The 24,870-nt window shown below is 65.3% G+C and carries 18 protein-coding genes and 1 pseudogene; 14 read left to right on the top strand and 5 right to left on the bottom strand.

Features of this window, described 5'->3' with window-relative positions:
- The first annotated feature begins 143 nt into the window (after positions 1 to 143).
- The 8 genes from OKW26_RS26155 to OKW26_RS26120 all read left to right on the top strand — a co-directional run bounded on the left by OKW26_RS26155 (position 144) and on the right by OKW26_RS26120 (position 12,764).
- Positions 144 to 1,187 (top strand): LacI family DNA-binding transcriptional regulator, encoded by a 1,044-nt coding sequence (locus OKW26_RS26155; protein WP_184056684.1) that lies wholly within the window; start codon positions 144 to 146, stop codon positions 1,185 to 1,187.
- Between the two features lie 86 nt (positions 1,188 to 1,273).
- Positions 1,274 to 2,203, top strand: coding sequence for a ribokinase (gene rbsK / locus OKW26_RS26150; protein ID WP_429355667.1), 930 nt, complete (start codon positions 1,274 to 1,276; stop codon positions 2,201 to 2,203).
- Positions 2,204 to 2,558: 355 nt separating this feature from the next.
- Positions 2,559 to 4,355 carry a methyl-accepting chemotaxis protein gene (locus OKW26_RS26145; RefSeq protein ID WP_429355666.1) on the top strand — a complete coding sequence of 599 codons (1,797 nt, stop codon included), beginning with the start codon at positions 2,559 to 2,561 and terminating at the stop codon, positions 4,353 to 4,355.
- Between the two features lie 367 nt (positions 4,356 to 4,722).
- Complete coding sequence (locus tag OKW26_RS26140; RefSeq protein ID WP_090805819.1) at positions 4,723 to 5,484, top strand: 2-keto-4-pentenoate hydratase; 762 nt, start codon at positions 4,723 to 4,725, stop codon at positions 5,482 to 5,484.
- Positions 5,485 to 6,075: 591 nt separating this feature from the next.
- Positions 6,076 to 7,998 (top strand): PrkA family serine protein kinase, encoded by a 1,923-nt coding sequence (locus OKW26_RS26135; protein ID WP_184056670.1) that lies wholly within the window; start codon positions 6,076 to 6,078, stop codon positions 7,996 to 7,998.
- 162 nt (positions 7,999 to 8,160) lie between these two features.
- Complete coding sequence (locus OKW26_RS26130; protein ID WP_429355665.1) at positions 8,161 to 9,432, top strand: YeaH/YhbH family protein; 1,272 nt, start codon at positions 8,161 to 8,163, stop codon at positions 9,430 to 9,432.
- 244 nt (positions 9,433 to 9,676) lie between these two features.
- On the top strand, positions 9,677 to 11,200 hold the full coding sequence (locus tag OKW26_RS26125; RefSeq protein ID WP_184049337.1) for a SpoVR family protein: 1,524 nt from the start codon (positions 9,677 to 9,679) through the stop codon (positions 11,198 to 11,200).
- 256 nt (positions 11,201 to 11,456) lie between these two features.
- The gene (locus OKW26_RS26120) at positions 11,457 to 12,764 is read left to right on the top strand and encodes an MFS family transporter (protein ID WP_429355664.1); all 1,308 of its coding nucleotides are present in this window, start codon (positions 11,457 to 11,459) and stop codon (positions 12,762 to 12,764) included.
- Positions 12,765 to 13,043: 279 nt separating this feature from the next.
- Here the strand turns inward: OKW26_RS26120 and OKW26_RS26115 are convergent, their stop codons facing one another.
- From OKW26_RS26115 to OKW26_RS26100, 4 genes and pseudogenes are all read right to left on the bottom strand, one after another.
- On the bottom strand, positions 13,044 to 14,159 hold the full coding sequence (locus tag OKW26_RS26115) for a glycosyltransferase family 2 protein (RefSeq protein WP_429355663.1): 1,116 nt from the start codon (positions 14,157 to 14,159) through the stop codon (positions 13,044 to 13,046).
- Positions 14,160 to 14,386: 227 nt separating this feature from the next.
- The gene (locus tag OKW26_RS26110; RefSeq protein ID WP_018417758.1) at positions 14,387 to 14,614 is read right to left on the bottom strand and encodes a hypothetical protein; all 228 of its coding nucleotides are present in this window, start codon (positions 14,612 to 14,614) and stop codon (positions 14,387 to 14,389) included.
- A 77-nt stretch (positions 14,615 to 14,691) separates the two neighbouring features.
- Positions 14,692 to 15,620: pseudogene (locus tag OKW26_RS26105) on the bottom strand (LysR family transcriptional regulator).
- Between the two features lie 95 nt (positions 15,621 to 15,715).
- Entirely contained in the window at positions 15,716 to 17,113 is a 1,398-nt protein-coding gene (locus OKW26_RS26100) for a DHA2 family efflux MFS transporter permease subunit (protein WP_429357131.1), read from the bottom strand.
- 151 nt (positions 17,114 to 17,264) lie between these two features.
- Between OKW26_RS26100 and OKW26_RS26095 the strand changes: the two genes are divergently transcribed.
- Positions 17,265 to 18,125 (top strand): LysR family transcriptional regulator, encoded by an 861-nt coding sequence (locus OKW26_RS26095; RefSeq protein WP_429355662.1) that lies wholly within the window; start codon positions 17,265 to 17,267, stop codon positions 18,123 to 18,125.
- A gap of 42 nt (positions 18,126 to 18,167) precedes the next feature.
- Here the strand turns inward: OKW26_RS26095 and OKW26_RS26090 are convergent, their stop codons facing one another.
- The gene (locus tag OKW26_RS26090) at positions 18,168 to 18,605 is read right to left on the bottom strand and encodes a carboxymuconolactone decarboxylase family protein (protein ID WP_184022732.1); all 438 of its coding nucleotides are present in this window, start codon (positions 18,603 to 18,605) and stop codon (positions 18,168 to 18,170) included.
- Positions 18,606 to 18,848: 243 nt separating this feature from the next.
- Here OKW26_RS26090 and OKW26_RS26085 point away from each other — a divergent pair, with 243 nt between their 5' ends.
- The 5 genes from OKW26_RS26085 to OKW26_RS26065 all read left to right on the top strand — a co-directional run bounded on the left by OKW26_RS26085 (position 18,849) and on the right by OKW26_RS26065 (position 24,850).
- Complete coding sequence (locus OKW26_RS26085; protein WP_429355661.1) at positions 18,849 to 19,907, top strand: NAD(P)/FAD-dependent oxidoreductase; 1,059 nt, start codon at positions 18,849 to 18,851, stop codon at positions 19,905 to 19,907.
- 351 nt (positions 19,908 to 20,258) lie between these two features.
- Complete coding sequence (locus tag OKW26_RS26080) at positions 20,259 to 22,232, top strand: hybrid sensor histidine kinase/response regulator (RefSeq protein WP_429355660.1); 1,974 nt, start codon at positions 20,259 to 20,261, stop codon at positions 22,230 to 22,232.
- A 120-nt stretch (positions 22,233 to 22,352) separates the two neighbouring features.
- Positions 22,353 to 23,549 carry an acyl-CoA dehydrogenase gene (locus OKW26_RS26075; protein ID WP_429355659.1) on the top strand — a complete coding sequence of 399 codons (1,197 nt, stop codon included), beginning with the start codon at positions 22,353 to 22,355 and terminating at the stop codon, positions 23,547 to 23,549.
- Between the two features lie 33 nt (positions 23,550 to 23,582).
- Positions 23,583 to 24,188 (top strand): SAM-dependent methyltransferase, encoded by a 606-nt coding sequence (locus OKW26_RS26070; protein ID WP_429355658.1) that lies wholly within the window; start codon positions 23,583 to 23,585, stop codon positions 24,186 to 24,188.
- Positions 24,185 to 24,850 carry a glycosyltransferase gene (locus tag OKW26_RS26065; RefSeq protein WP_429293145.1) on the top strand — a complete coding sequence of 222 codons (666 nt, stop codon included), beginning with the start codon at positions 24,185 to 24,187 and terminating at the stop codon, positions 24,848 to 24,850. The genes OKW26_RS26070 and OKW26_RS26065 overlap by 4 nt, the downstream gene beginning before the upstream one ends.
- The last annotated feature ends 20 nt before the right edge of the window (positions 24,851 to 24,870 follow it).

The following is a 24,870-nucleotide window of genomic DNA, read 5'->3' as shown; positions in this document are numbered from 1 at the left end:
ATGAGCGTGGTCTGTCTTCGATGAAGACATCCGTGGGTCGCCATGCGGCGCATCCGGCGGGAGCAACAGACCTAACGGGGTTTTGCATGGGACCGGAGTAAGCGCTAAAGCGCTAACTCCGTTCGACAGGAGAGCAACAGGTTATGACGACGATCAAGGATGTAGCGGCGGTGGCGGGCGTGTCGTTCACGACGGTATCGCACGTCGTGAACAACTCGCGGCCGGTGTCGGCCGATGTGCGCGCGAAAGTCGAGCACGCGATCCGTCAACTGCACTATGTGCCGTCGGCGGTCGCGCGCTCGCTGAAGTCGCGCGCGACCGCGACGATCGGACTGGTGGTGCCGAACAGCACGAACCCGTATTTCGCGGAGCTCGCGCGCGGCATCGAGGACGGCTGCGCGCGCAATGGCTACTGCGTGTTCTTCTGCAACTCCGACGATGACCCCGCGAAGCAGCGCAACTATCTGCGCGTGCTGCAGGAAAAACGCATCGACGGGTTGATCGTCGCGTCGGCCGGCGACGACGCTGTGCTCGCGCAGGCGCTCGCCGACGCGCGCGAGCCGCTCGTGGTGGTGGACCGCAACATCGAGGGAGTCAGCGCGGACCTCGTGCAGATCGATCACGAGAAGGGCGCGTATCTGGCCACCCGGCATCTGCTCGAGCTCGGGCATGTGCGGATCGGTTGCATCACGGGGCCGGTGCAGACCGCGGTCAGCGCGATGCGGGTGCACGGCTTCATTCGCGCGATGGCCGAGCGTGGCATCGAGATTCCGGCCGATGCGATCGTCGAAAGCGATTTTTCGGGGACGGGCGGACATCGCGCGGCCGCGCAGCTGTTCGATACGGTCAGGCCGTCGGCGATTTTTGCGGGCAACGACATGATGGGCATCGGCGCGTTGCGCGCGGCGGCGGAGCGCAATATCAGCGTGCCGCGCGATTGCTCGATCATCGGTTTCGACGATATCGAGCTGGGCCGCTTCACGTTCCCGTCGCTGTCGACGGTCGGACAGTCGGTGCGCGCGCTTGGCGACACGGCCGCGCAGACGCTGATCGACCGGATCGCCGAGGCGTCGTCGAACCGCACCACGCGAGCGCCTGCGCGCCGCCGCGTGGTGTCGCCGCGGCTGATCGTGCGGGAGTCCACCGCGACATGGGCGGGCGAGGAACGGCGGGATCTGGCGGCCTGATGCGCCGGATCAAGGACGCATGAGGGGCGCTCGAAGGACGCGCGCGCAATAGCGACGCGACCCGTCGCGCAACGGAGGACACTCGAGTGGCAAGCAACCCAACGCGCGCACGCGTCACGGTGGTCGGTAGTCTGAACATGGACCTCGTGGTGCGTTCGCCACGCCTGCCCCAACCGGGCGAGACGCTGGCCGGCCGCGGCTTCGCGCAGGTCGCGGGCGGCAAGGGCGGCAACCAGGCGGTCGCGGCCGCGCGGCTCGGCGCGCAGGTGTCGATGCTCGGCTGCGTCGGTGCCGATGCGAATGGCGCGCAGCTGCGCGCGGGCCTCGAAGCGGAGCGCATCGACTGCGCCGCGCTCGAAACCGGCAGGGAGCCGAGCGGTGTGGCGCTGATCGTCGTCGACGATGCGAGCCAGAACACGATCGTGATCGTCGCGGGCAGCAACGGCGAGGTCACGCCGGCCACCATCGCGCGACACGAAGCGACGCTCGCCGCCGCCGCCGTCGTGGTCTGTCAGCTCGAAACCCCGCCCGAATCGGTGCGCGCGGCGCTGGCGGCGGCGCGGCGGCTCGGCAAGACCGTGATCCTGAATCCGGCGCCCGCCACCGGCCCGTTGCCGGCCGACTGGCCGCCGCTGATCGACTACCTGATTCCGAACGAACTCGAAGCCGCCGCGCTGAGCGGTCTGCCCGTCGACTCGCCCGAGGACGCCGCACGGGCCGCCGCCGCATTGCGCGCGGCCGGCGCACGCAACGTGCTGGTCACGCTCGGTGCGCGCGGCGTGCACGCGTCGCTCGAAGGCGCGGCCGCGACGCTGTACGACGCGCCGCGCGTCGAGGCGGTCGATACGACCGCGGCCGGCGACACCTTCATCGGCGGCTTCGCGGCGCAGCTCGCGCAGGGCGCGAGCGTCGATGCGGCGATCCGCTTCGCGCAGCGCGCCGCCGCGCTATCGGTGACGCGCGCGGGCGCACAGCCATCGATTCCGACGCGCTCCGAGGTCGACGCATCGGACTGACGCCGCGGCGGCATTGGCACCGCGCACGCTGCCTGATCGAACTGTCCTGCCACCGCTTCGGGCGACTCCGAACGGCTCGCATCTCCACCCATTCCCGCCAACACAACGTCAAAAATCGTGCTTTGACGAATATCGCCGCGTTTCCCTGCGCGCCGCGAACGCACTCATTTCCAGTCAACTTGCTTTCAACGTCTTACAACGTCTTTGTTCATACTTTTAAATGCTTCAAGTCTATGAATGCGCTGCCGTAAACGAAATTAGAGCGCTCTTTCAAAAAAGCGCCGGACCCAACACACGCCGCTCCCACGCTGCGTAGGCAGCAGCCTCTCATTGAGTACAGCACACAGGACCAAGCATGTTGAATAAAGGCATCACGATCAAGGCGCGAATTGGCCTCACGATGGCGTTCCTCGCCGCGTTGCTGGTTGCGATCGGCGTTTTCGGTCTGTTCGGCATGAGCCGTTCGAACGACGCCTATGAGGACACGTTCACCAACGCGATGCCGGGCGCGGTGAACATCGGCAACGCGGAAATCTACGCGGCGCGCGAACGACTCGCGCTCGACCGCGCCGCGTTCCTGGTCGGCACGCCGGAAGCGGCCACCACCATCGAGCGCGGGCGCATGCTCGGGGGCACGTCCGACACGTGGTGGAAAAAATATCTCGATTTGCCACGCGACGCGGACGAAGACCGGCTTGCGCAGGACGTCGCCGCGAAGCGCAACGCGCTGCATCAGCAACTCGAAACGTTCGCGGTGGCGATCACGGCGAACGATCAGGGCAAGCTGGTCGAGCACGCGAAGAATCTGCAGGTCGTCTTCAACGACCTCGTCGGCGCCGACGACGCACTGCGCAAATACCAGTTCGATTCGGCCAGGGAGGGCTTCGACTCCGCGCAGAGCAGTTTCCAGACGTTCCGCGTGGTCAGCATCGGCGCGCTGGTGGTCGGCGTGCTGGCGGCGGCGCTGTCGTATCTGACGCTGAGCCGCTCGATCGCGCGTCCGCTCGACGAAGCGCTCGGCCACTTCGATGCGATTGCGGCCGGCGATCTGCGTCGTCCGGTGATCGCGACATCGCGCGACGAAATGGGGCAACTGCTCGAAGGAATCGCCAGAATGCAGCGCAGCCTCACCGAAACGGTGCGCAGCGTGCGCGGCGGTAGCGAGTCGATCGCGACCGCGACGCGCCAGATCGCGGCGGGCAACATCGACCTGTCGTCGCGGACCGAGGAGCAGGCGTCGGCGCTGCAGGAAACCGCCTCGAGCATGGAGCAGCTGACCGGCACGGTGCGGCAGAATGCCGACAACGCGCGCCAGGCGAGCGCGCTCGCGGCCAACGCGTCCGAGATCGCCAACAAGGGTAGCGCGGTGGTCGGCCAGGTGGTCGGCACGATGGGCGACATCAACCAGAGCTCGGCGAAGATCGCCGACATCATCTCGATCATCGAAGGCATTGCCTTCCAGACCAACATCCTCGCGTTGAACGCAGCCGTCGAGGCGGCGCGCGCCGGCGAGGAGGGGCGCGGCTTCGCGGTCGTCGCGGGCGAAGTGCGCAGCCTCGCGCAGCGTTCGTCGGCGGCGGCCAAGGAGATCAAGGAGCTGATCGATACGTCGGTCGAGCGCGTGCAGTCGGGCTCGGCGCTCGTCGACGAGGCCGGCCGCACGATGAGCGAAATCATCGGCGCGGTGCAGCGCGTGACCGACATCATGGGCGAGATCGCGGCGGCGTCGGAGGAGCAGAGCGGCGGCATCGACCAGGTCGCGCGCGCGGTCACGCAGATGGACGAGGTCACGCAGCAGAATGCGGCGCTCGTCGAGGAAGCGGCCGCCGCCGCGTCGTCGCTCGAAGAGCAGGCGGCGCGGCTGCGCAGCGCGGTCGCGGTGTTCCAGGTCGACGACAGCGGCCGTGGCGGTCACGAAGCGGCGTCGGCGCTTGCGGCGCCGAAGCGCCCGGTGTCCACGCGCCCGGTCGCTACACGCGCACGCAAGCTCGCGCCGGCTACCGCGCAGGCGGCGTTGCCGGCGAAGACATCGAACCCGGCCGGGGGCGCTGTCGCGCCGCAGGTAGCGGCCGCGTCCACGCCCACGCCCACGCGCGCGCCGGCCAGGTCCGCGGCGACGGCCGGCAGCGACCAGGATTGGGAGACCTTCTGAGCTGGCTCGGATCAGGTGTACATGGGCGGCGGCGCTGTCGTGCGTCGGGTGAGTCGAGACGCGACGTTCGGCGCAACAGCCGTTCGCGTTCCCGTTCGCTAGCTGTCCGGCATCCGCGTCGCACCCGCGACGATCGCTTCGCGAAAAGCCGCGCCTGGACACCCCATGCGCGGTTTTTTTCAGCTGCGGCAAGAATTAACGTTTGCGCGCCGCCGCCTTTCACCGGCGCGTGTCGCGATCCGGTACATTGACGGGCACGGCCCCGATCCGTTTGCGCGGCGCGCGGCTGCCCGCACCTCCAACAGGTGGTTCCCACATATTGCTACGTCCTGCGAACCCTGCCATGCGCCAGCCACAAAGAACCGACATGACGCGATACGATCTTGCGCAACGCCTCGTCGAGGCGCGCCGGCAGCGCCGGCCGATCGACGCGCCCGCACCCGACAGCCTGCCGCCCGACGCGGCGACCGCCTACGCGATCCAGCAGGCGGTGATCGTGGGCCTCGGCGAGTCGACCGGCGCGTGGAAGATCGGCGCGAAGTCGCCGGGCGGCGCCGCGTCGGGCGCACCGATTCCGGCTTCGCTGGTGATGCCGTCGCCAGCGAGGCTCGCGCATGACGGATTCTTTCGCGTGCTGGTGGAGCTCGAGATCGCGTTCCGCTTCGACGTGACGATCGAGCCGCGCGCTCAGGCGTATGCGCGCGACGAGGTACTGTCGAAGGTCGGCGCCGTGCTGCCGGCCATCGAGATCGTCGACAGCCGCTTCGCCGAATGGCCGAACGTCGCGCCGCTCGCGCAGTTGGCCGACGCGCAGAACAACGGCGCGCTGATCACCGGCCATCCGGCCGTCTATGCGAGCCTCGCGCGCGGCTTCGACTTCGTGTCGCCGGAACTGGAGCTGAGTTTCAACGGCCGCTCGCTGATACCGGAAGTGACCGGCAATCCGGCAGGCGATCCGCGCGAGCTGCTCGTGTGGTTCGTCAACCATTGCGCGGCGATGGGCATCACGATCGAGCGCAACTGGACCTTGACCACCGGTTCATACGTCGGCGCGCACAAGATCGACGAACCCGGCATCGTGCGTGGTCATATCGACGGATTGGGTGAAGTGGAAATTGAACTGACCTGATCGATGCTGCGGCGCTTGTAACCGCAAATTACAACGCTTGATTCCAAACGGCTGCCCGCGTGCAGCCGTTTTTATTTTTGGCGAATTTGAAACGGTGGCAGTCTTTGAATCGTCAAACTGTTCGAATGCATTTGTTGCAACTTTGCCGCGTCCTTCCGTATACCTATGAGAGCGCCGCGAGTTCGTCACGTGCATGCCTTTGGTGACGAAGTGTGCGTGCGCAGACAGCCGCATTTTGATGGAGGGTCGACGGTGCGGGTACGGGATGTGCAATAGCAACGCGGTGACTTGACGCGATGCAGCGGTCCGCCGAAGTCCTGCAGGAGCACTGAATAGCGATGCGGTGCTGAAGAAAGTAGCGATACAGCGGGGCAGCAGATGATGTGACTGGTTGCTGCACGAGTAAAAAAAATTGTAGGTGGTCGAATCTCTGTTTCCAAGTGAGGATTGTAGCGGTGGCGGTTACGGCGCGATTTTCGCAACGTAGTCCGTGAAAAAAAATTTAAAAGGGTTTAGGATGAATTCGAGCGATGTCGTTTCCGAATAGCGCGCCGCGCACGACATCGCCCCAGACTTCGGCGAGGAGGTAGCATGGATATCTACAGCAGTTTCGCGACCCGCTTCGAGAAAACACGGGAGGACGAACTCTCGCTCGAGGAGTATCTCGCGCTCTGCAAAGACAATCCCGCCGCGTACGCCACTGCGGGCGAACGCATGTTGACGGCAATCGGAGAACCGGAACAGATCGACACTCGCAACGATCCGCGTTTATCGCGTATCTTCGCGAACAAGGTCATCAAGGTATACCCCGCATTCCGTGAATTCTACGGAATGGAAGAGGTGATCGAGCAGGTGGTCGCCTACTTCCGGCATTCGGCCCAGGGGCTCGAAGAAAAGAAGCAGATCCTGTATCTGTTAGGACCGGTCGGCGGCGGCAAGTCGTCGATCGCGGAACGTCTGAAGCAATTGATGGAACGCGTGCCGTTCTATGCGATCAAGGGCTCGCCCGTCAACGAATCGCCGCTCGGTCTGTTCGACTACGAGGAAGACGGTCCGATCCTCGAAGAGCAATATGGCATTCCTCGTCGCTACCTGCGAGGCATTCTGAGTCCGTGGGCGGTCAAGCGCCTGCACGAGTACAACGGCGACATCCGCAAGTTCCGCGTGGTGCGCCGCTATCCGTCGATCCTTCGCCAGATCGCTATCTCGAAGACCGAACCGGGCGACGAGAACAATCAGGACATTTCGTCGCTGGTCGGCAAGGTCGACATCCGCAAGCTCGAACAGTACGCGCAGGACGATGCCGACGCGTACAGCTACTCGGGCGGCCTGTGCCTCGCCAATCAGGGCCTGCTCGAGTTCGTCGAAATGTTCAAGGCGCCGATCAAGGTGTTGCACCCGCTGCTCACGGCGACCCAGGAAGGCAACTTCAAGGGCACGGAAGGCTTCGGCGCGATTCCGTTCGACGGCATTATCCTCGCTCACTCGAACGAATCGGAATGGAAGGCATTCCGCAACAACCGTAACAACGAGGCACTGCTCGACCGGATCTTCGTCGTCAAGGTGCCGTACTGCCTGCGCTATAGCGAAGAGGTCAAGATCTACGAGAAGCTGCTGCGCAACTCGTCGCTCGCCAGCGCGGTCTGCGCGCCGGGCACGCTGAAGATGATGGGGCAGTTGTCCGTGCTCACGCGTTTGCACGAGCCGGAGAACTCGAGCCTGTTCTCAAAGATGCAGGTCTACGACGGCGAGAATCTGAAGGACACGGACCCGAAGGCGAAGTCGTATCAGGAGTATCGCGACTTCGGGGGCGTCGACGAAGGCATGACCGGCGTGTCGACCCGCTTCGCGTTCAAGATTCTGTCGCGCGTGTTCAACTTCGACTCGACCGAGGTCGCGGCCAATCCGGTGCATCTGATGTACGTGCTCGAACAGCAGATCGAACGCGAGCAGTTCCCGCCGGAAACCGAGCAGAAGTATCTGTCCTTCATCAAGGACGTGCTCGCGTCGCGCTATGCGGAGTTCATCGGCAAGGAGATTCAGACCGCGTACCTGGAGTCGTACTCCGAGTACGGTCAGAACATCTTCGACCGCTATGTCACGTATGCGGACTTCTGGATCCAGGATCAGGAGTTCCGCGACCACGACACCGGCGAGAGCTTCGACCGTGCCGCGTTGAACGCCGAGCTGGAGAAAATCGAGAAGCCCGCGGGCATCAGCAATCCGAAGGACTTCCGCAACGAGATCGTGAATTTCGTGCTGCGTGCGCGGGCCGCGAATGCGGGCAAGAACCCCGCGTGGATCAGCTACGAGAAGCTGCGCGTCGTGATCGAAAAGAAGATGTTCTCGAACACGGAAGAGCTGTTGCCGGTGATCTCGTTCAACGCGAAAGGCTCGGCCGAAGAGCAGCGCAAGCATGAAGACTTCGTCAATCGCATGGTGGCGAAGGGCTATACGCCGAAGCAGGTGCGCTTGCTGTGCGACTGGTATCTGCGCGTGCGCAAGTCGTCGTGATGCGCGCATGATACTCATGGTGTGCCGCCCGTACGGTTCGACCGTACGGGCAACCGGCGAGGCGCAAGCCGCATAGCATTGCACTGCGCGGCGGGCGTCTCGCGCACCCGAAATATTAGTGCGGCCGCAGGGAATCGCGGTTGCATGGACGGGAGACCGGGCGTGCTTCATCAAATCATCGACCGCAGGTTGGCAGGCAAGAACAAGAGTATTGCGAACCGTGAGCGCTTTTTGCGCCGCGTCAAAAGCTATATTCGTCGTGCCGTTTCGGAGGCGGTGCGCGATCGCAGCATCAAGGACATCCAGAACACCCAGAGCATCACCATTCCGCGCAAGGACATCGCGGAGCCGTCGTTCCGTCATGGACCGGGCGGCCGGCGCGAGATGGTGCATCCCGGCAACTCGGACTACATCCGCGGCGACAAGATCCAGCGCCCGCAAGGCGGCGGTGGCGGCGGCGGAGGCAGTCAGGCCAGCAACGAGGGCGAGGGTCAGGACGACTTCGTGTTCGAGCTGAGCCGCGAAGAGTTCATGCAGTATTTCTTCGACGACCTCGAACTGCCGCGTCTCGTCAAGACCCATCTGATGGCCGTGCCGACGTGGAAAAGCGTCCGCGCGGGCTGGGCCGCGGAGGGCACGCCAAACAATATCGACGTGGTGCGCTCGTTGCGCAGCGCGCTCGGCCGGCGCATCGCGCTCGGCGCGCCGCTCGTCAACCAGCTGCACGAAATGGAGCGGCAGCTGGAAGAGTTGAAGGCCGATCCCGCCGATCGCCGCGACGAGATCAAGCTGCTCGAGGACGACATCCACCATCTGAAAGGACGCATCTGGCGGATCCCGTTCATCGATCCGTTCGATCTGCGCTACGTGAATCGCGTGAAGCAGCCCACGCCGTCGAGCCAGGCGGTGATGTTCTGCCTGATGGACGTGTCCGGTTCGATGGACGAGCAGCGCAAGGATCTCGCGAAGCGCTTCTTCATCCTGCTGTACCTGTTCCTGAAGCGTAACTACGAGCGCATCGAAGTCGTGTTCATCCGCCACCACACGCGCGCCGAGGAAGTCGACGAAGACACGTTCTTCCACTCGACCGAAAGCGGCGGTACCGTGGTGTCGAGCGCGCTCGAACTGATGCGCAAGGTGATGGACGAGCGCTACTCGCCGACTGAATGGAACATTTACGGCGCCCAGGCGTCGGACGGCGACAACTGGACCGACGACTCGCCGAAGTGCCGCAAAATACTCTCGGATGACATCCTGGAGAAGGTGCGGTATTTTGCGTATATTCAGGTGACGCCCGAAGAGCAGAATCTGTGGCTCGAATACGCGCAACTGGCGCTGTCGCAACCGCACATGGCGATGAAGAAGGTCGAAACCGCGGCCGATATTTATCCGGTGTTTCGCGAGCTGTTCGAGAAGCAGGCGGCGACTTCTTGATGGGATACTGGTGGCGCACGAAGCGCCTGAACGACGAAGCGCGCGGCGATTCGTACGACAAGGGGTGACCCAGGGGCGACCCGCCGTATGACCGCGCCGCAGCGCAACAAAGGCGTGCCGCAGCGACAGTCGGGGCATGCCGAGGCAGGAGCGGCCAGCACGGGAGCCGCTCACGCCGGAGCAGTCCGCGATGCTGCAGCACGGGACACACCGGAACGCCCAACGAGGGCAAAGGGAAGTCCGTATGAACGTAGCCGATAGACGGCCTCTGCCGTGCCCGTCCGACTGGACCTTCGAATTGATCGAAGAGTACGACTCGCATATTGCCCGTGTTGCGGAGCAATACGAGCTCGACGTATATCCGATCCAGCTCGAACTCATCAGCGCCGAACAAATGATGGATGCCTATGCGTCCGTCGGCATGCCGGTGAACTACCGTCACTGGTCGTTCGGCAAACATTTCCTTGCTACCGAAAAAAGCTATCGCCGCGGCCAGATGGGGCTCGCGTACGAAATCGTCATCAATTCGAACCCCTGCATCGCCTATCTGATGGAAGAGAACACGATGACGATGCAGGCGCTCGTCATCGCGCATGCGGCCTACGGTCACAACTCGTTCTTCAAGGGCAACTATCTGTTCGGCTTATGGACGGACGCGCACGCGATCATCGACTACCTCGTCTACGCAAAGAATTACATCGCGGAATGCGAGGAGCGCTATGGGCTCGATCGCGTCGAGGAATTGCTCGACTCGTGCCACGCGCTGATGAATTACGGCGTGGACCGCTACAAGCGGCCGCAGAAGCTGTCGCTCCAGAAGGAGTTCGCGGCGCGTCGCGAACGTGAGGCGTATCTGCAGTCGCAGGTCAACGAGTTGTGGCGCACGTTGCCCACGCGCCATACGCCGCTGCCCGAAGAGGTCGAGGGGCGCTATCCGCCCGAGCCGCAGGAAAACCTGCTGTATTTCGCGGAGAAAAACGCGCCGCTGCTCGAAGCGTGGGAGCGCGAGGTGATCCGCATCGTGCGCAAGATCGGTCAGTACTTCTATCCGCAGCGGCAGACCCAGGTGATGAACGAAGGCTGGGCGACGTTCTGGCACTACACGCTGCTCAATACGATGTACAACCAGGGCAAGCTCGAAGACGGCTTCATGATGGAGTTTCTCCATTCACACAGCAACGTCGTCTATCAGCCGCCGGTCACGAAACCGTATTACAGCGGCATCAATCCGTATGCGCTGGGCTTTTCGATGATGAGCGATATCCGGCGCATCTGCGAAGCGCCGACCGACGAAGACCGCAAGTGGTTTCCGAATCTGGCCGGCAGTCCGTGGCTGCCCGCGATGCACTACGCGATGCGCAACTTCAAGGACGAGAGCTTCATCGCGCAGTATCTGTCGCCGCATCTGATCCGCGAAATGCGCCTGTTCTCGGTGCTCGACGACGACATGCGCGACGCGCTCGAAGTGTCGGCGATTCACGACGATAGCGGCTACCAGTACGTGCGCCAGGCGTTGTCGCGGCAGTACGACATGCATCACCGCGAGCCGAACATTCAGGTGTGGGCCGTCAATACACGCGGCGATCGCAGCCTGACGTTGAGGCATTTCATGAGCGACAACCGGCACCTGTCGTCGGATAGCGAGGAGGTGCTCAAGCACATGGCGCGCTTGTGGCAGTTCGACGTGTACCTCGAGAGCGTCGACGAAAACGGTACCGTCAGAAAACGCTACGACTGCCGGTATATGCCGCCGTCCGTGAGAATATGAGCGCCGCCTGACTCCCGCCTGAGCGGTCCGTGTCGCCCGTCAAGCCCCTGCCAGTCCCCAACTGGCAGGGGCTTTGTTCTATTGGTGCGCAAATCCGGCCGACCCAGGGCTTTCATCAGGCCATGCTGACAAAAAACCTTCCTGTGCTTTCATTTATGTAAAATTCGCGCACCCGCGGCGGCCGCTCAGGCTGGGCGCGCGACATCAAGGCGGCACCACGACCGTCCTCCTCGTTTAAATAAGGAAAGACACCAGCATGAACGACCAAACCGAACAATACGTCGTGGCCTCGGCGCACGACACGCGGCGCCGCATTTTTGCAATCGTCGGCGCTTCATCGGGCAATCTCGTCGAGTGGTTCGACTTCTATGTGTATTCGTTCACGGCGCTTTACTTCGCGCCGTCGTTCTTCCCGAGCGGCAACACGACCACGCAGTTGCTGAACACGGCCGGCGTGTTCGCCGCGGGCTTCCTGATGCGGCCGATTGGCGGCTGGTTCTTCGGGCGGCTCGCCGACAAACGTGGTCGCCGCACCGCGATGATGGTGTCGGTATTCATGATGTGCGGCGGCTCGCTGGTGATCGCGATGCTGCCCACCTACGCGCAGATCGGCGCGCTCGCGCCGGCGTTGCTGCTGCTCGCGCGGCTGTTGCAGGGGCTGTCGGTGGGCGGCGAATACGGCACCAGCGCGACCTATATGAGCGAAGTCGCGTTGAAGGGCCGGCGTGGCTTTTTCGCGTCGTTCCAGTATGTGACGCTGATCGGCGGCCAACTGTGCGCGCTGCTGGTGCTCGTGACCCTGCAACAGACGCTGACGACCGAAGAGCTGAAGGCGTGGGGCTGGCGTGTGCCGTTCGTGATTGGCGCCTTCGCCGCGTTGATCGCGCTCTATCTGCGTAAATCCCTTGATGAAACCACCACCGCGGCGATGCGCCAGCGCAAGGAAGCGGGCACGCTGCGCGGGCTGTGGGAGCACAAGACCGCATTCATGACGGTGCTCGGCTTCACGGCCGGCGGCTCGCTGATCTTCTATACGTTCACCACCTACATGCAAAAGTACCTGGTCAACACGGCCGGCATGCACGCGAAGACCGCGAGCTCGGTGATGACCGCCGCGTTGTTCGTCTACATGCTGATGCAGCCGGCGTTCGGCGCGTTGTCGGACCGCATCGGGCGGCGCCGCTCGATGCTGTGTTTCGGCCTGTTCGCGACCCTCGGCACGGTGCCGCTGCTGCATGCGCTGAAAGACGTGACGAGCCCGTATGCGGCCTTCGCGTTGGTCGTGGTGGCGCTCGCGATCGTCAGCTTCTATACGTCGATCAGCGGCCTGATCAAGGCGGAAATGTTTCCACCGCAAGTGCGTGCGCTTGGCGTGGGGCTGTCGTATGCGCTCGCCAATGCGATCTTCGGCGGCTCGGCGGAATATGTCGCGCTGTGGCTGAAGTCCGCCGGTGTCGAGACGATGTTCTTCTGGTACGTGACGGCGCTGTGTGCACTCGCGGGTATCGTGTCGCTGCGCATGCGCGATCCCTCGTCGGAAGGGTATCTGCGGCACGAGCCGTGAACCGCTAGTCGGACACGGCGAAACGTCGTGCCGCGATGGCAGCGTTCAGGCGGCGGTCCAGGGCAACCGGGCCGCCGTTTTTCATGGCATCGACGTTTGCGCGTCAATCCGCAAGCGAGGAGCAGCGCGCTTCGCTCAACTGACGACGATCCGTGTCCGCCACGCATGCAGCAGGTCGCGCAAGCTCTCGGCCTGATCCATCCTCGCGCCGCTGCGCAGATGAATCTGCACCGCGCGGCCGGCGATGCCGTCGATCGGTCGCGACGCGCCTGTCGCATTTCATACCGGCTTCGGCCCGTTGTCGACGAACGCATCGACCCTCGCGGCCTCATTCACCGTGGCCGCGCCAACCGCCGCGACCGTCGCCATCGAAGGCGTCGCCGCTACGCCGGCGACAGCATCGGCCGCGGCGCGCGGCATCGGCAGACGGCCACGCCAGGCCGCGCGCGCCAGCATCAGCAGATGGTAGTAAAGCCGCGCGCTAAAGCCGTAGTTGTAGGCGAACAGATGCGCGCGCGCGATGCGCCAGCCCGCGCGCGCCTCGCCGTTGCTCGCGTGAATCGACACCACGATCGGTGCGAGCCGCCGCAGCGCCTGCCGCCGCGACGGTTCGAGCGGCGCCGGCAGACGCAGCGACTTCACGAACGCATAGGCGCTCAACGTTGCGGCCATGCTCGTGCCGCGCGTGCTGTGCGAGACCGACGTCGCGGTCTTCCGATACACCGACACGTAGTCGTGCAGATAAAACACCTCGCGCGCGGCCAGGCATAGCTCGGTGCCGAACACGTAGTCGCAGCAGACGCCATACCGCGCGTCGTAGCCGACCCGCTTGACGAGCCGCGCGTCGGCCATCCAGCCATTGTTCGGAAACATCTGGATCAGGCCGGTGCGGCCCGCGAGCGGCTGGAGACCCTCGCGGGCCTCAGTGCGCCGGAACGCCTCGTTCAGGCGCGCGCTCGCGGCGAGATCGATCGCGCCGTCGTGATCCGCTTCGTATTGCGCACCGAATGCCGCATCGAGCCGCGGATAGCGCTGCCATAACGACACGAGTTTGTCGACGGCGTCGCTCGTCAGCAGATCGTCGTCGTGGATCAGCAGGATCTTGTCGCCGCGCGCCCGCTCGAACAGGCTCGACACATTGCGCGCCTGGCCAAGCGGCGGCTCGTGCTTCTCGTAGCGCACGCGCGGCTCGTCGCGGTAACGCTGCAAGATCAGTTGCCGCGAGCGCGCGTCCGTCGAATCGTCGCCGATCACGATTTCGACATGCGGATAGCTTTGCGCGAGGCACGAGTCGACGCATTCGATCAGCAGGTCGGGACGATTGCAGGTGGGCACGCAGATGGACACATGGGCGAGCGCCGCACGGGCGAGGGGAGAACTTGACGCGTTGGACATGATGACGCCTTTTATCGATCGGAAGCGGCAAAAACCGGCGGAAAGCGGCAGCCGGTTCGCAGGGCGCACACCTTGCTGCAAGCAGCAAAATAGTCCAAGGCGTCAAAAAAATATTCGGTAAAAATGAGGAAGAAATGTTTGCTTACAGAAAGGTGCTGGAAGGGAAAAGTGATGCGGCCCGGATGCACGACGCAGCCAGGGCCGCTCCGATATAGGGTTCTATTTTTTCAACCGACTGACGGTTCGCCCTCGCCGGGCTTTTTGCCCGGACGGTCCGCCGGAGACTGCTTGTGACCTTCGTCGTGGCGCTCGGGCATCTTGCTCTTCGCGTTGTCGCTATGCACGGCGCGGTGCGGATGCGCGAAATCCTCGGTCTGGGCGCTGGCCTCGCTTTTCGATTCGTTGTCGGCCGCGCTTTTTGCTTCGCCTTGGGATTTTTCCGTCGTTTTGCTCATCGCTGCTCTCCTGGAGGGAAGACAAACCTCCGGCAGCAAGAGGCGGACCCGGGCGGGAGCAAACAAACGTTCCGCGCTCAGGCAACCGCGTGGCGCGGCCTGCCGCCCGTCAGCGACATGATGAAGTCGAGAAACACGCGCACCTTGGCCGGCGGATGGTGCCGCGACGGATACAGCGCATACAGCGGGTACACCTCGTCGCCCCAATCCGGAAAGAGCTCGATCAGCTTGCGCTCGTAAGCAGCGACTCCGCACCGAGCGCGAGAATCTGCGCGATGCCCTGGCCCGCGATGCATACGCTATGCAGCGTGCCGATGTCGTTGACGGTCAGCCGCCCCTGCGGCGTCAGCGCGAGCTGCTTGCGGCCGCGATGGAATTCCCAGCTGAACGGATAACCGGTGAGCGGATCGCGAAACTTGATGCAGATATGCCGGCCGTCTTCGAGCTCGCCCGGATTCGCCGGCTTGGCATGCTTCTTCAGATACGACGGCGCCGCGACGGTCAGGATGCGCGTATCGAGCAGCTTGCGGGCGACGAGCGTCGACACCGGCGGGTCGCCGAAGCGGATCGCGACATCGAAGCCGTCCCCGACCATGTCGCCCAACTGGTCGCGCGTGACGAGTTCGAGCTGCAGGTCCGGGTGTTTGTCGATGAAGCCGCCGAGGCGCGGCCCGAGCACGAGCCGCGAAAAGAACGGGTCCATGTTGACGCGCAGACGGCCCCGCACCGCGGTCGCGCCGTGCGCGGCGGAGGCGGCCGCTTCCTCGAGTCCGCCGAGCAGCGGCACGATCTGCTCGTAGAAACGCCGGCCTTCGTCGGTCAGCGTGACCGAGCGCGTGGTGCGGTCGAACAGACGAATACCGAGGCGTGCTTCGAGCCGGGCGACCGAGCGGCTTACGCCCGATTGCGACATGTCGAGCGCTTCACCAGCGGCCGCGAAACTGCCGCAATCGACGATCGCAGTCAGGACGCCCATGCCGTTCAGCACGCGCTCATCGAATGGCATCGGGGGCTCCCTGCCTGGTAGCCATGGATGCCCGACATGCTAACGCCAAGACCTTTCGAATGCATGCGCCGGCACGCGATGAAACGCGTCGCGTCTCAACGCCCCGCGCTCGGCGCAGCCTGGCCGCGAATCACGCGCGTGCCAGACGGGTCGTCGAGGTGGCGAAAGATCCACGCGGACACGAGCGTGATCGCGCCGACGCACACGAATGCGAGCCGGAAGCCGAGCGCCGCCGACCATTGCGCCGCGAACAGATTGACGAGCCCGCCGCCGATCGACACGCCAAGCCCGATCGCAAGCATCTGCACCATCGAGAACAGGCTATTGCCCATGCCGGCGTCTTCGTGCGACAGGTCCTTCAGCGTGACACTGTTCATCGCCGCGAACTGCATCGAGTTGGCCGCGCCGAACACCGCGAGGATCGCGATTTCGATCACGAGCGGTGTGCCGAGCGAAATCAGCGAGAACGCGACGATCGCCGAGCCGACGATGACCGTGTTGACGAGCAGGAACGTATCGTAGCCGTAGCGGCGCACGAGCGGCGCGATCCAGCGTTTCGCGAGCGTGCCGGCGAGTGCCGCGGGCAGCATCATCAGACCCGAGTGCAGCGGCGAGTAGCCGAGCTGCAATTGCAGCAGCAGCGGCACAAGGAACGGCACCGCGCTCGAACCGACCCGGCATACGAGGTTGCCGATCAGGCCGACGCTGAAGTTCGGCTCGCCGAACAGCGACAGCTTGAACAGCGGATCGCGGCGGTTTCTGGCGTACGGAACGTAGGCGAGCGCGCTGGCGACGGCCAACGCGAACAGCCCCGCCGACCACGCCGCGCGATGCGAAGGGACCGGCGCGTCGATCGCGAGCGAAAACGCGATCATGCACGACGACAGCAGGGCGCAGCCGATCACATCGAACGGCGGCGCCTGCGCCTCGTCATGCGACGGCAGAAAGCGATGCACCGCGTACAGACCGAGCGCGCCGATCGGCACGTTGATCAGAAAGATCCAGTGCCACGTGATCGCCTGCACGAACCAGCCGCCGAGCGTTGGCCCGGCGATCGGGCCGAGCTGCCCCGCGATCGATATGAACGCGAGCGCCGACACGTATTGCTCGCCCGACACGCTGCGCAGCACCGCGAGGCGTCCGATCGGCAGCAGCATCGAGCCGCCGAGGCCTTGCAGCACGCGCGCCATCACGAGCTGGCCGAGCGTGTGCGCGCTCGAGCAGCAGATCGAGCCGAGCACGAACACGAGAATGGCGGCGAAATAGACGCGGCGGGTGCCGAAGCGGTCGGCAAGCCAGCCGGAGGCGGGCGTCAGCATCGCCATCGTCAGCGTGTAGGCGACGACGACCGGTTGCATCGCGAGCGGCGCGACGCGCAGGCTGTTCGCGATCGACGGCAGCGCGGTGTTGACGATCGTCGTGTCGAGCGACTGCATGAAGAAGCCGGCGGCGACGATCCATAGTAGGGCGGTTTGAGAGGAATCCTTGGTCATGTTTTCGACAGCGGGCGCGGCGGCGGCAAAGCGCCGCCAGAGCGGGGCCAGGCGGAATTCCGTCATCTTATTGACATCCTCGTCAATCGGGAACCCCACTAAGCCCGCTGACTGTTATCGACAATGCCGATAAGCAGCGCCACAATCACGCATGCTCAATCCAATCTGGCTCAAGACCTTCTCGACCGTCGCGGCTTGCCATAGCTTCACCGAAGCGGGGCGGCGGCTCGACCTGACGCAGTCGAGCGTCAGCGAACATATCCGGCGCCTCGAACAGAGCGTGGGCCGGCGCCTGTTCGTGCGCGACACCCATTCGCTCGCGATGACACCCGACGGCGAAGCGATGCTCGCGCATGCGAGCGTGATCCTGCAGGCGCTGTCGCGCGCGGAATCGCAGTTTCGCGCGCCGCGTCTGAAGGGGCGCGTGCGGCTCGGCTCGTCGGACGACATCGCGCTCGGCCCGCTCCCCACCGTGCTCGCGGCGTTTCGCAACGCGCATCCCGACGTCGAACTGGAAATCACGATCGGCATGACGGGCAGGCTCTACGAGTTGCTCGACGCGGGCGCGATCGATCTGCTGGTCGGCAAGCGCCGGCTCGGTGACCGGCGCGGCGTGCCGCTTTTCACCGGGCGCCTCGAATGGCTGGCGCGGACCGGCACGCTCGTCGATCTGGGTCAGCCGCTGCCGCTGATTCTGGTCGCCGAGCCGAGCGTGACGCGCGCGGTCGTGCTCGATGCGCTCGCCGAAGCCGGCGCGAGCTGGCAGATCGTCTGCACGAGCAGCAGTCATTCCGGCTGTATCGCGGCCGCGCGCGGCGGACTCGGCATCACCGTGCGGCCGCAGTATCTGGCCGCGCGCGGCCTCGCGCCGCCGTTGAATGCGGCCGGACTGCCGACGCTGCCGTCGGTGGAATTCATCGCGCTGGCGGCGAAGCGCTTGAGTCGCCCGGCGGGCACGCTGCTGCAGTTGCTGCATGACAGCGACCTGCGCGGGTCGTGGATCGGGGAGTGAGGCGGGGCAGTGCGTCGCCTCATGCTGCCGTCATGCCGAGGCTCAGGCCGGCATCTTCCGGAACGAGATCGCGAAGCGGTTCCATGCATTGATCGCCGAGACGAGCAGCGTCAGGTCGACCAGTTCCTCGTCGCTGAAATGCGGCCGCACCGCCTGCCATACCGCGTCGGGCACATGATCGTGCGACACCAGCGTGAGCGCTTCGGTCCACTCGAGCGCCGCGCGTTCGCGGTCCGTGAAGAACGGCGTTTCGCGCCACACGACGACGGTCGCGAGACGCCGCTCGGTTTCGCCGCCCTTGCGTGCGTCCGCCGTATGCATATCGACGCAATACGCGCAGCCGTTGATCTGCGACGCGCGCAACCGCACCAGTTCGGTCAGCGATTTTTCGAGCGACGATTTGCCGATGCGCTCTTCGACGCCGAGCAGCGATTTGATCGCGGCGGGATTGGCTTTGTAGAAGTCGAGACGTTGTTCCATGATGGGCTCCTGGGCGGGTTTGACGATGCGATGCATCGGACAGGTGTTAGCTTAGTCCGTCGTTTGGATCATAAGAATGGCCGATTCCAGGTATTTTCAGGTAGCCACTTTCGGGCGTTGAGCGGGCACGCCCAGCACCCTTACCGTCGACGATGGCATCGTTGCCGCGTGCGGGCCGATTCGGTATGGTGGGTCATCGACGCTTCCATTGCCGCCTTTCACCGTGATCCGGAGACCTGCCCCATGACCGTTGCCACCGATCCGTCCGCTGTGCCCACCTCGCCGATCCGCACCGATGTCCTGATCGTCGGCGCCGGTCCCGTGGCTCTGTTCGCGGCATTCGAGGCCGGCGTGATCGGCCTCACCTGTCAGATCGTCGACATACTCGGACGGGTCGGCGGCCAATGCATCGAGCTGTATCCCGACAAGCCGATCTACGATATCCCCGCGATTCCGGCGTGCACCGCGCGCGAACTGGTCGAGCGACTGGTCGCGCAATGCAAGCCGTTCGATGTGCCGATTCATCTCGAACAGCGCGTCGACACGGTCGAGCAGCGCGACGACGGACGCTGGACCGTGCGCACGCAGCGCGGCCTCGTGTTCGACGTCGCGGCGATCCTGCTCGCCGCCGGTAACGGCGCGTTCGTCCCGCAAAAGCTCCCGCTCCCCGAGGCCGTGCCGCTGGAACAGCGCTACGTGCACTACAGCGTGCCGCGCCTCGCCGATTTCGCCGACAAAAACGTGGTCGTCGCGGGCGGTGGCGATTCGGCGCTCGACTGGGCGCTGGCACTACGCAAGGTCGCGCGGCGCGTGACCCTCGTGCATCGGCGCGCCGGCTTCAGCGCGGCCGATTCGAGCGTCGAGCTGATGCGGCGCGCGGTCGACGCTGGCGAGATGGACTTCGTCGTCGGCGGGATCGCGGCGCTCGATGTGGAAGACGGCGCGCTGCGTTCGCTGACGCTGCGGCAGGTCAACGGCGAGACACAGCTCGAAGCCGACCATCTGATCGCGCTGTATGGACTCGTCGCCGATCTCGGACCGATCGCGCAATGGGGACTGACGATTCATGGCGGGCGCGTCGACGTTGATACTTCGAACTACGAAAGCTCGCGGCCGGGCATTTTCGCCGTCGGCGACATCGCGAACTATCCGAACAAGCAGAAGCTGATCCTGTCGGGCTTTCACGAGGCGTCGCTCGCGCTGCGCAAGGCGTACGCGTACGCGTATCCCGACAGGAAACGCGTGCATGTCCATTCGAGCTACGACGCGAAGCTCGCGGAAAAGATCGGCGCGGCGGCTTGACGGGCGCGCCAGCGCAGCAGCCGTTTCGATTGGCGACGTGTGCCGATTCTCAGCGGCCGATCGCGCAGCCCGCCGCGTCGTGAATACCTTTTTCAATTGACACGCCTGTTTTTGCCAACGAAGGCCAAAACGGAAAGCCGAAACCGCAGCGCGGCGACGTTTTCCGTCATGACCCGCTAGCTATCGCGGTGCTCGCCGTTATAAGCTTGGCGCCTTACCAGCCGGCGCGCGAGCGCCCTTGGCGGCGCATCCCGGCCCCCTCCGTGGACCGCGCAAGCGCTTGCGCGACGGCTTCGCCGCCGGCCAGGCGCGAGGCTTGCTTAAAACGAAAGTTCCAATGACGTGTCCGCCATGACCCAGCTCGAAGCTTCTTCTTCCCACGACTACGCCGAGCGCGCTCGAGTGCCGGCCGAGGCCGCGCCGTCGGCGCCCGTCGGCATCGATTATTTGTCGCTCGTGCAGGCGATTTCGGACTACGCGATCTTTCTGCTCGATGCGAAGGGCAACATCGTCAGCTGGAATGCCGGCGCCCAGAAGCTGAAGGGCTATGCGCAGAGCGAGATCGTCGGTCAGCATTTCTCGCGCTTCTATACCGAGGAAGCCGTCGCGCGCGGCTGGCCGACCTACGAACTGGAACAGGCTGCGCTGACCGGCCGTTTCGAAGATGAAGGCTGGCGCGTGCGCAAGGACGGCACGACGTTCTGGGCGAACGTCGTGATCACCGCGATACGCAACGAGAAGGGCGCGGTCACGGGCTTCGCGAAGATCACGCGCGACCTGACCGCGCAGCGCGAATACCTCGAAGCGCTGCGCCAGAGCGAGGAGCGCTTCCGTCTGCTCGTCGATAGCGTGAAGGACTACGCGATCTTCATGCTCGATCCGCAAGGCTTCGTCGTCAGCTGGAATTCGGGCGCCGCGCGCATCAAGGGCTATACGCACGACGAAATCGTCGGCCGGCACTTCTCGCAGTTCTATGTGCCCGAGGAGGCCGCGGCCGGCAAGCCCGCGCGCGAGCTCGCGATCGCGCGGCAGATCGGCGCCGTCGAAGACGAAGGCTGGCGCATGCGTAAGGACGGTTCGACGTTCTGGGCCAACGTGATCATCACGGCCGTCTATGACGAATCGCGACGCTTGCGTGGCTTCGCCAAGGTCACGCGCGATTTGACCGAGCGGCGCCGGCGCGAGGAACTGGAGCGCTCCGGGGAGCGCATGCGCGAATTTCTCGCGACGCTCGCGCACGAACTGCGCAATCCGCTCGCGCCGGTGCGCAACGCGGTCGGCACGATGCAGATGGAAACCGATCTGAGCCCGGTGGTCGCGCGGGCGCGCGATCTGATCGATCGCCAGGTCACGCACCTGACGCGACTCGTCGACGATCTGCTCGATATCGGCCGCATCATGTCCGACAAGGTCGAACTGCGTATTGCGCGCGTCGATCTCGCCGAGCTCGTCGCGCGCGCGATCGAAGCGGCGCGGCCGTTCACCGACTCGCGCGAGCAGCGCGTGGTCGCGCATGTACCCGACGCTCCCGTGATGATTCGCGGCGACATGACGAGGCTCGTGCAGGTCCTGCAAAACCTGCTGCACAACGCGTCGAAGTTTTCGCCGAACGGCAGCGCGATCGAGATGCAGGGACGTGTCGACTTTCGTATGGCGGTGCTCGAAGTGCGCGACCCCGGCTGCGGCATTCCGGTGCGCTCGCTCGACAAGATCTTCGAACTGTTCGCGCAGGAGAAGGAAGGGCAAAGTTTCGGCGAGGGCGGCCTTGGGATCGGCCTGACGCTGTGCAAGTCGCTCGTCGAAATGCATGGTGGCAGCATCGTCGCGAGCAGCGAAGGACTGGGACTCGGCAGCACGTTCACGCTGAGTCTGCCGCTCGCCTCCGCGCAGTCCGACACCGCGGAGAGCGGCACGATCGATGCCGCGCCCCACGTGCAGCCGCTGCGCATTCTCCTCGTCGACGACAATCGCGATTCGGCCGACAGCCTCGCGATGCTGCTCGAACTGAAGGGCCACGAGGTGCGTATCGCCTACGAGGGCGAGCAGGCGCTGCAGATCTCGCCACGCTTCTCGCCGCATCTCGCGCTGATCGACCTCGCGATGCCGAAGATGGATGGCTATGCGACGCTCGCGGCGATGCGCGCGCGGCCCGAGATGTCGCGCACGATGTACGCGGCGATGACGGGTTTCGGCCATGCGAGCGATCTCGATCGAACTCGCCACGCGGGTTTCCATGCGCACCTCGTGAAGCCGGTCGAGATGGCGGTCCTCGACGCGTTGCTCGCGAAGGCGGATGGACGCCTGAGCGGAAGCGGCTGGACGTAGCCGCTGTTTCGCTGCGCGGCTGCCTCGCCAGCCGGGGCACGGTGTTTGCTGCGACTCTGCATACGTTCCAGTCCGCCGCCGCCCGGCGGGCCGTGGATCTAACCGGTGCAGGGAGGCACGATGCTCGACACGCGCGACCACGCGGCCAGCTTCAAGGCCCAGTCACGGCAGGTCTCAAATCAACACGGTGGCCGCGCACTACGCGCGAGCGCCCGCGCGCCGCAGCCCGGCAAGCCTGCTATCTCGCTCGACGATTTTCTGCGCGACGCGCGTTTCGATGCGAACGATCCCGCTGCCCTCGGAGCACTGCTCGCTGATCTGATCGAGCGCGGCTACGATCGCACGCCGACGTTGCCATGGCCGGGGCATGGGGAGACGCTGGTGCGCTGGCGCGCGCTGGCCGCCGTTGCCGCATGCGACCTCGGCCTCGTCAAACTGTTCGAAGGCCATACCGATGCGCTTGCGATTCTCGCCGAGCTCAATGGTCCGCTGCCGCCCGCGGCAAGCCGCTGGGGCGTGTGGGCCGCCGAAGCGCCGCACGCGCGGGTGCGCGCCATCGACGAAGGAATCCAGACCGTTGCCGGCGAGGGCGCGCAGGTGCGCCTGTCCGGCACCAAAGCCTGGTGCTCCGGCGCGCAGGCGCTCACCCATGCGCTCGTGAGCGCATGGCGCGACGATGAGCCCGTGCTCGCGGCGCTCGCGCTGGACCAGAGCTCGATCTCGATCGATACATCGAAGTGGCAGGCCGTCGGCATGCAGGCGACCGCGAGCGCGGATGTCACGTTCAAAGACACCGTGGCGACGCTCGTCGGTGCGCCGCATGCGTATCTGCGCCGCGCGGGCTTCTGGCATGGCGGCGCCGGTATCGCCGCGTGCTGGTACGGCGCGGCCGCGCAGATCGCGCGCACGCTGCGCGACGCGTGCGCCCGGCACGCGGACGCGCATCGGCTCGCTCATCTCGGTGCGACCGATGTCGCCTTGCAGTCGGCCGCCGCGCTGCTGCGCGAAACCGCCGCGTGGATCGACGCGCAGCCGTCGGCCGATGCAGCGACGCGCGTGTTGCGCGCGCGTCTGGCCGTCGAGCAGGCCGCGAGCGCCGTGATCGAGCACGCGACACGCGCGCTCGGCGCGGGCCCGTTGTGCCGCGACGCGCGCTTCGCGCGGGCGCTCGCCGACCTGCCGGTGTTTCTGCGGCAAAGCCACGCGGAACGCGACCTCGCAGCGCTCGGCGAACGGCTCGTCGAGGCCGCTGACACGACTGCCGCGCCGGCATCGCATCAGGCGTCTTCGCAAACACTCGCGCCGTGGACGCTATGACTTTTTTCCCCCTGCCTTGGGAGGATCGCTCAGATGAACTCGACGGCGCCGTACTTCGATGAACTCTACCGACGCAGCGACGATCCGTGGCGTTTGCGCGAAGGCTGGTACGAACGCCGCAAGCGTTCGCTGACGCTCGCGTTGCTGCCGCGGGCGCGCTATCGCAACGCGTTCGAACCGGGCTGCGCGAACGGCGAGTTGACGGCCGGGCTCGCGACGCGCTGCGACGCGCTGCTCGCCGCCGATCTGCACGCGCGCGCCGTCGAGCTTGCGTGTGAACGCGTGGCGGGCGCATCGAACGTGCGGATCGAGCAGCGCAGGGTGCCGCGCGACTGGCCGACGGAGCACGGGCCGTTCGATCTGATCGTGATCAGCGAGTTCGCGTACTACCTCGACGCGGGCGAACTCGAAACGCTGGCCGCGCGGATCGCCGGGTCGCTGACGCCGGACGGCACGCTGCTCGCCTGTCATTGGCGCCGGCCGTTCGCCGAAGCGCGCGAATCCGCCGACCATGCGCACGCGCTATTCGATGCACGCTGCGGTCTCGCGCGTCTCGCGCATCACGACGAAGCCGACTTGCTGATCGACGTGTGGTCGCGTGACGCACGTTCGGTCGCGCAGCGCGAGGGGCTTCTATGATCGGCGTGATCGTTCCGGCGCATAACGAAGAGACGTTGCTCGCACGGTGCCTCGCGGCCTTGCTCGAAGCGTCGCGACACGAAGCGCTCGCCGGCGAGGAGGTGCGGATCGTCGTCGCGCTCGACGCGTGCAGCGATTTCAGCGGAGCGATCGCGCGCGCTTACGGCGTGCAGACGCTGACGCTGAAGGCGCGCAACGTCGGGATCGCGCGGGCGCTCGGCGCGTCGCTGCTGCTCGCGCACGGCGCGCGCTGGCTGGCGTTTACCGATGCCGACAGCCGCGTGTCGCCCGGTTGGCTGGCCGCGCAACTGGCGCTCGGCGCCGATGCGGTGTGCGGCTCGATCGCCGTCGACGACTGGAGCGCGCATCCGCACAGCGTGCGCGAATATTTTCGCAAGACGTATGTCGACGCCGACGGACATCGTCATGTGCACGGCGCGAATCTCGGCGTTTCCGCCGACGCCTATCGGCGCGCGGGCGGCTTTCCGCCGCTCAAGTGCAGCGAGGATGCCGCGCTCGTCGATCGCCTGATCGCGACTGGCGCGCGCATCGCGTGGAGCGCCGCGCCGCGCGTGACCACGAGCGCGCGCACCGTGGCCCGCGTGCGCGGCGGTTTCGGCGATACGCTCATCTCGTGGGCGACGGACGGCGCGCTGGCCTGAGCGACGGCGACGCGTCGCGG

The organism is Paraburkholderia sp. 32 (assembly GCF_050435345.1).
Taxonomy (GTDB): domain Bacteria; phylum Pseudomonadota; class Gammaproteobacteria; order Burkholderiales; family Burkholderiaceae; genus Paraburkholderia; species Paraburkholderia tuberum.
Note: the sequence above shows the minus strand (reverse complement) of the source record. Positions and strands in the feature narration are given on the sequence as shown.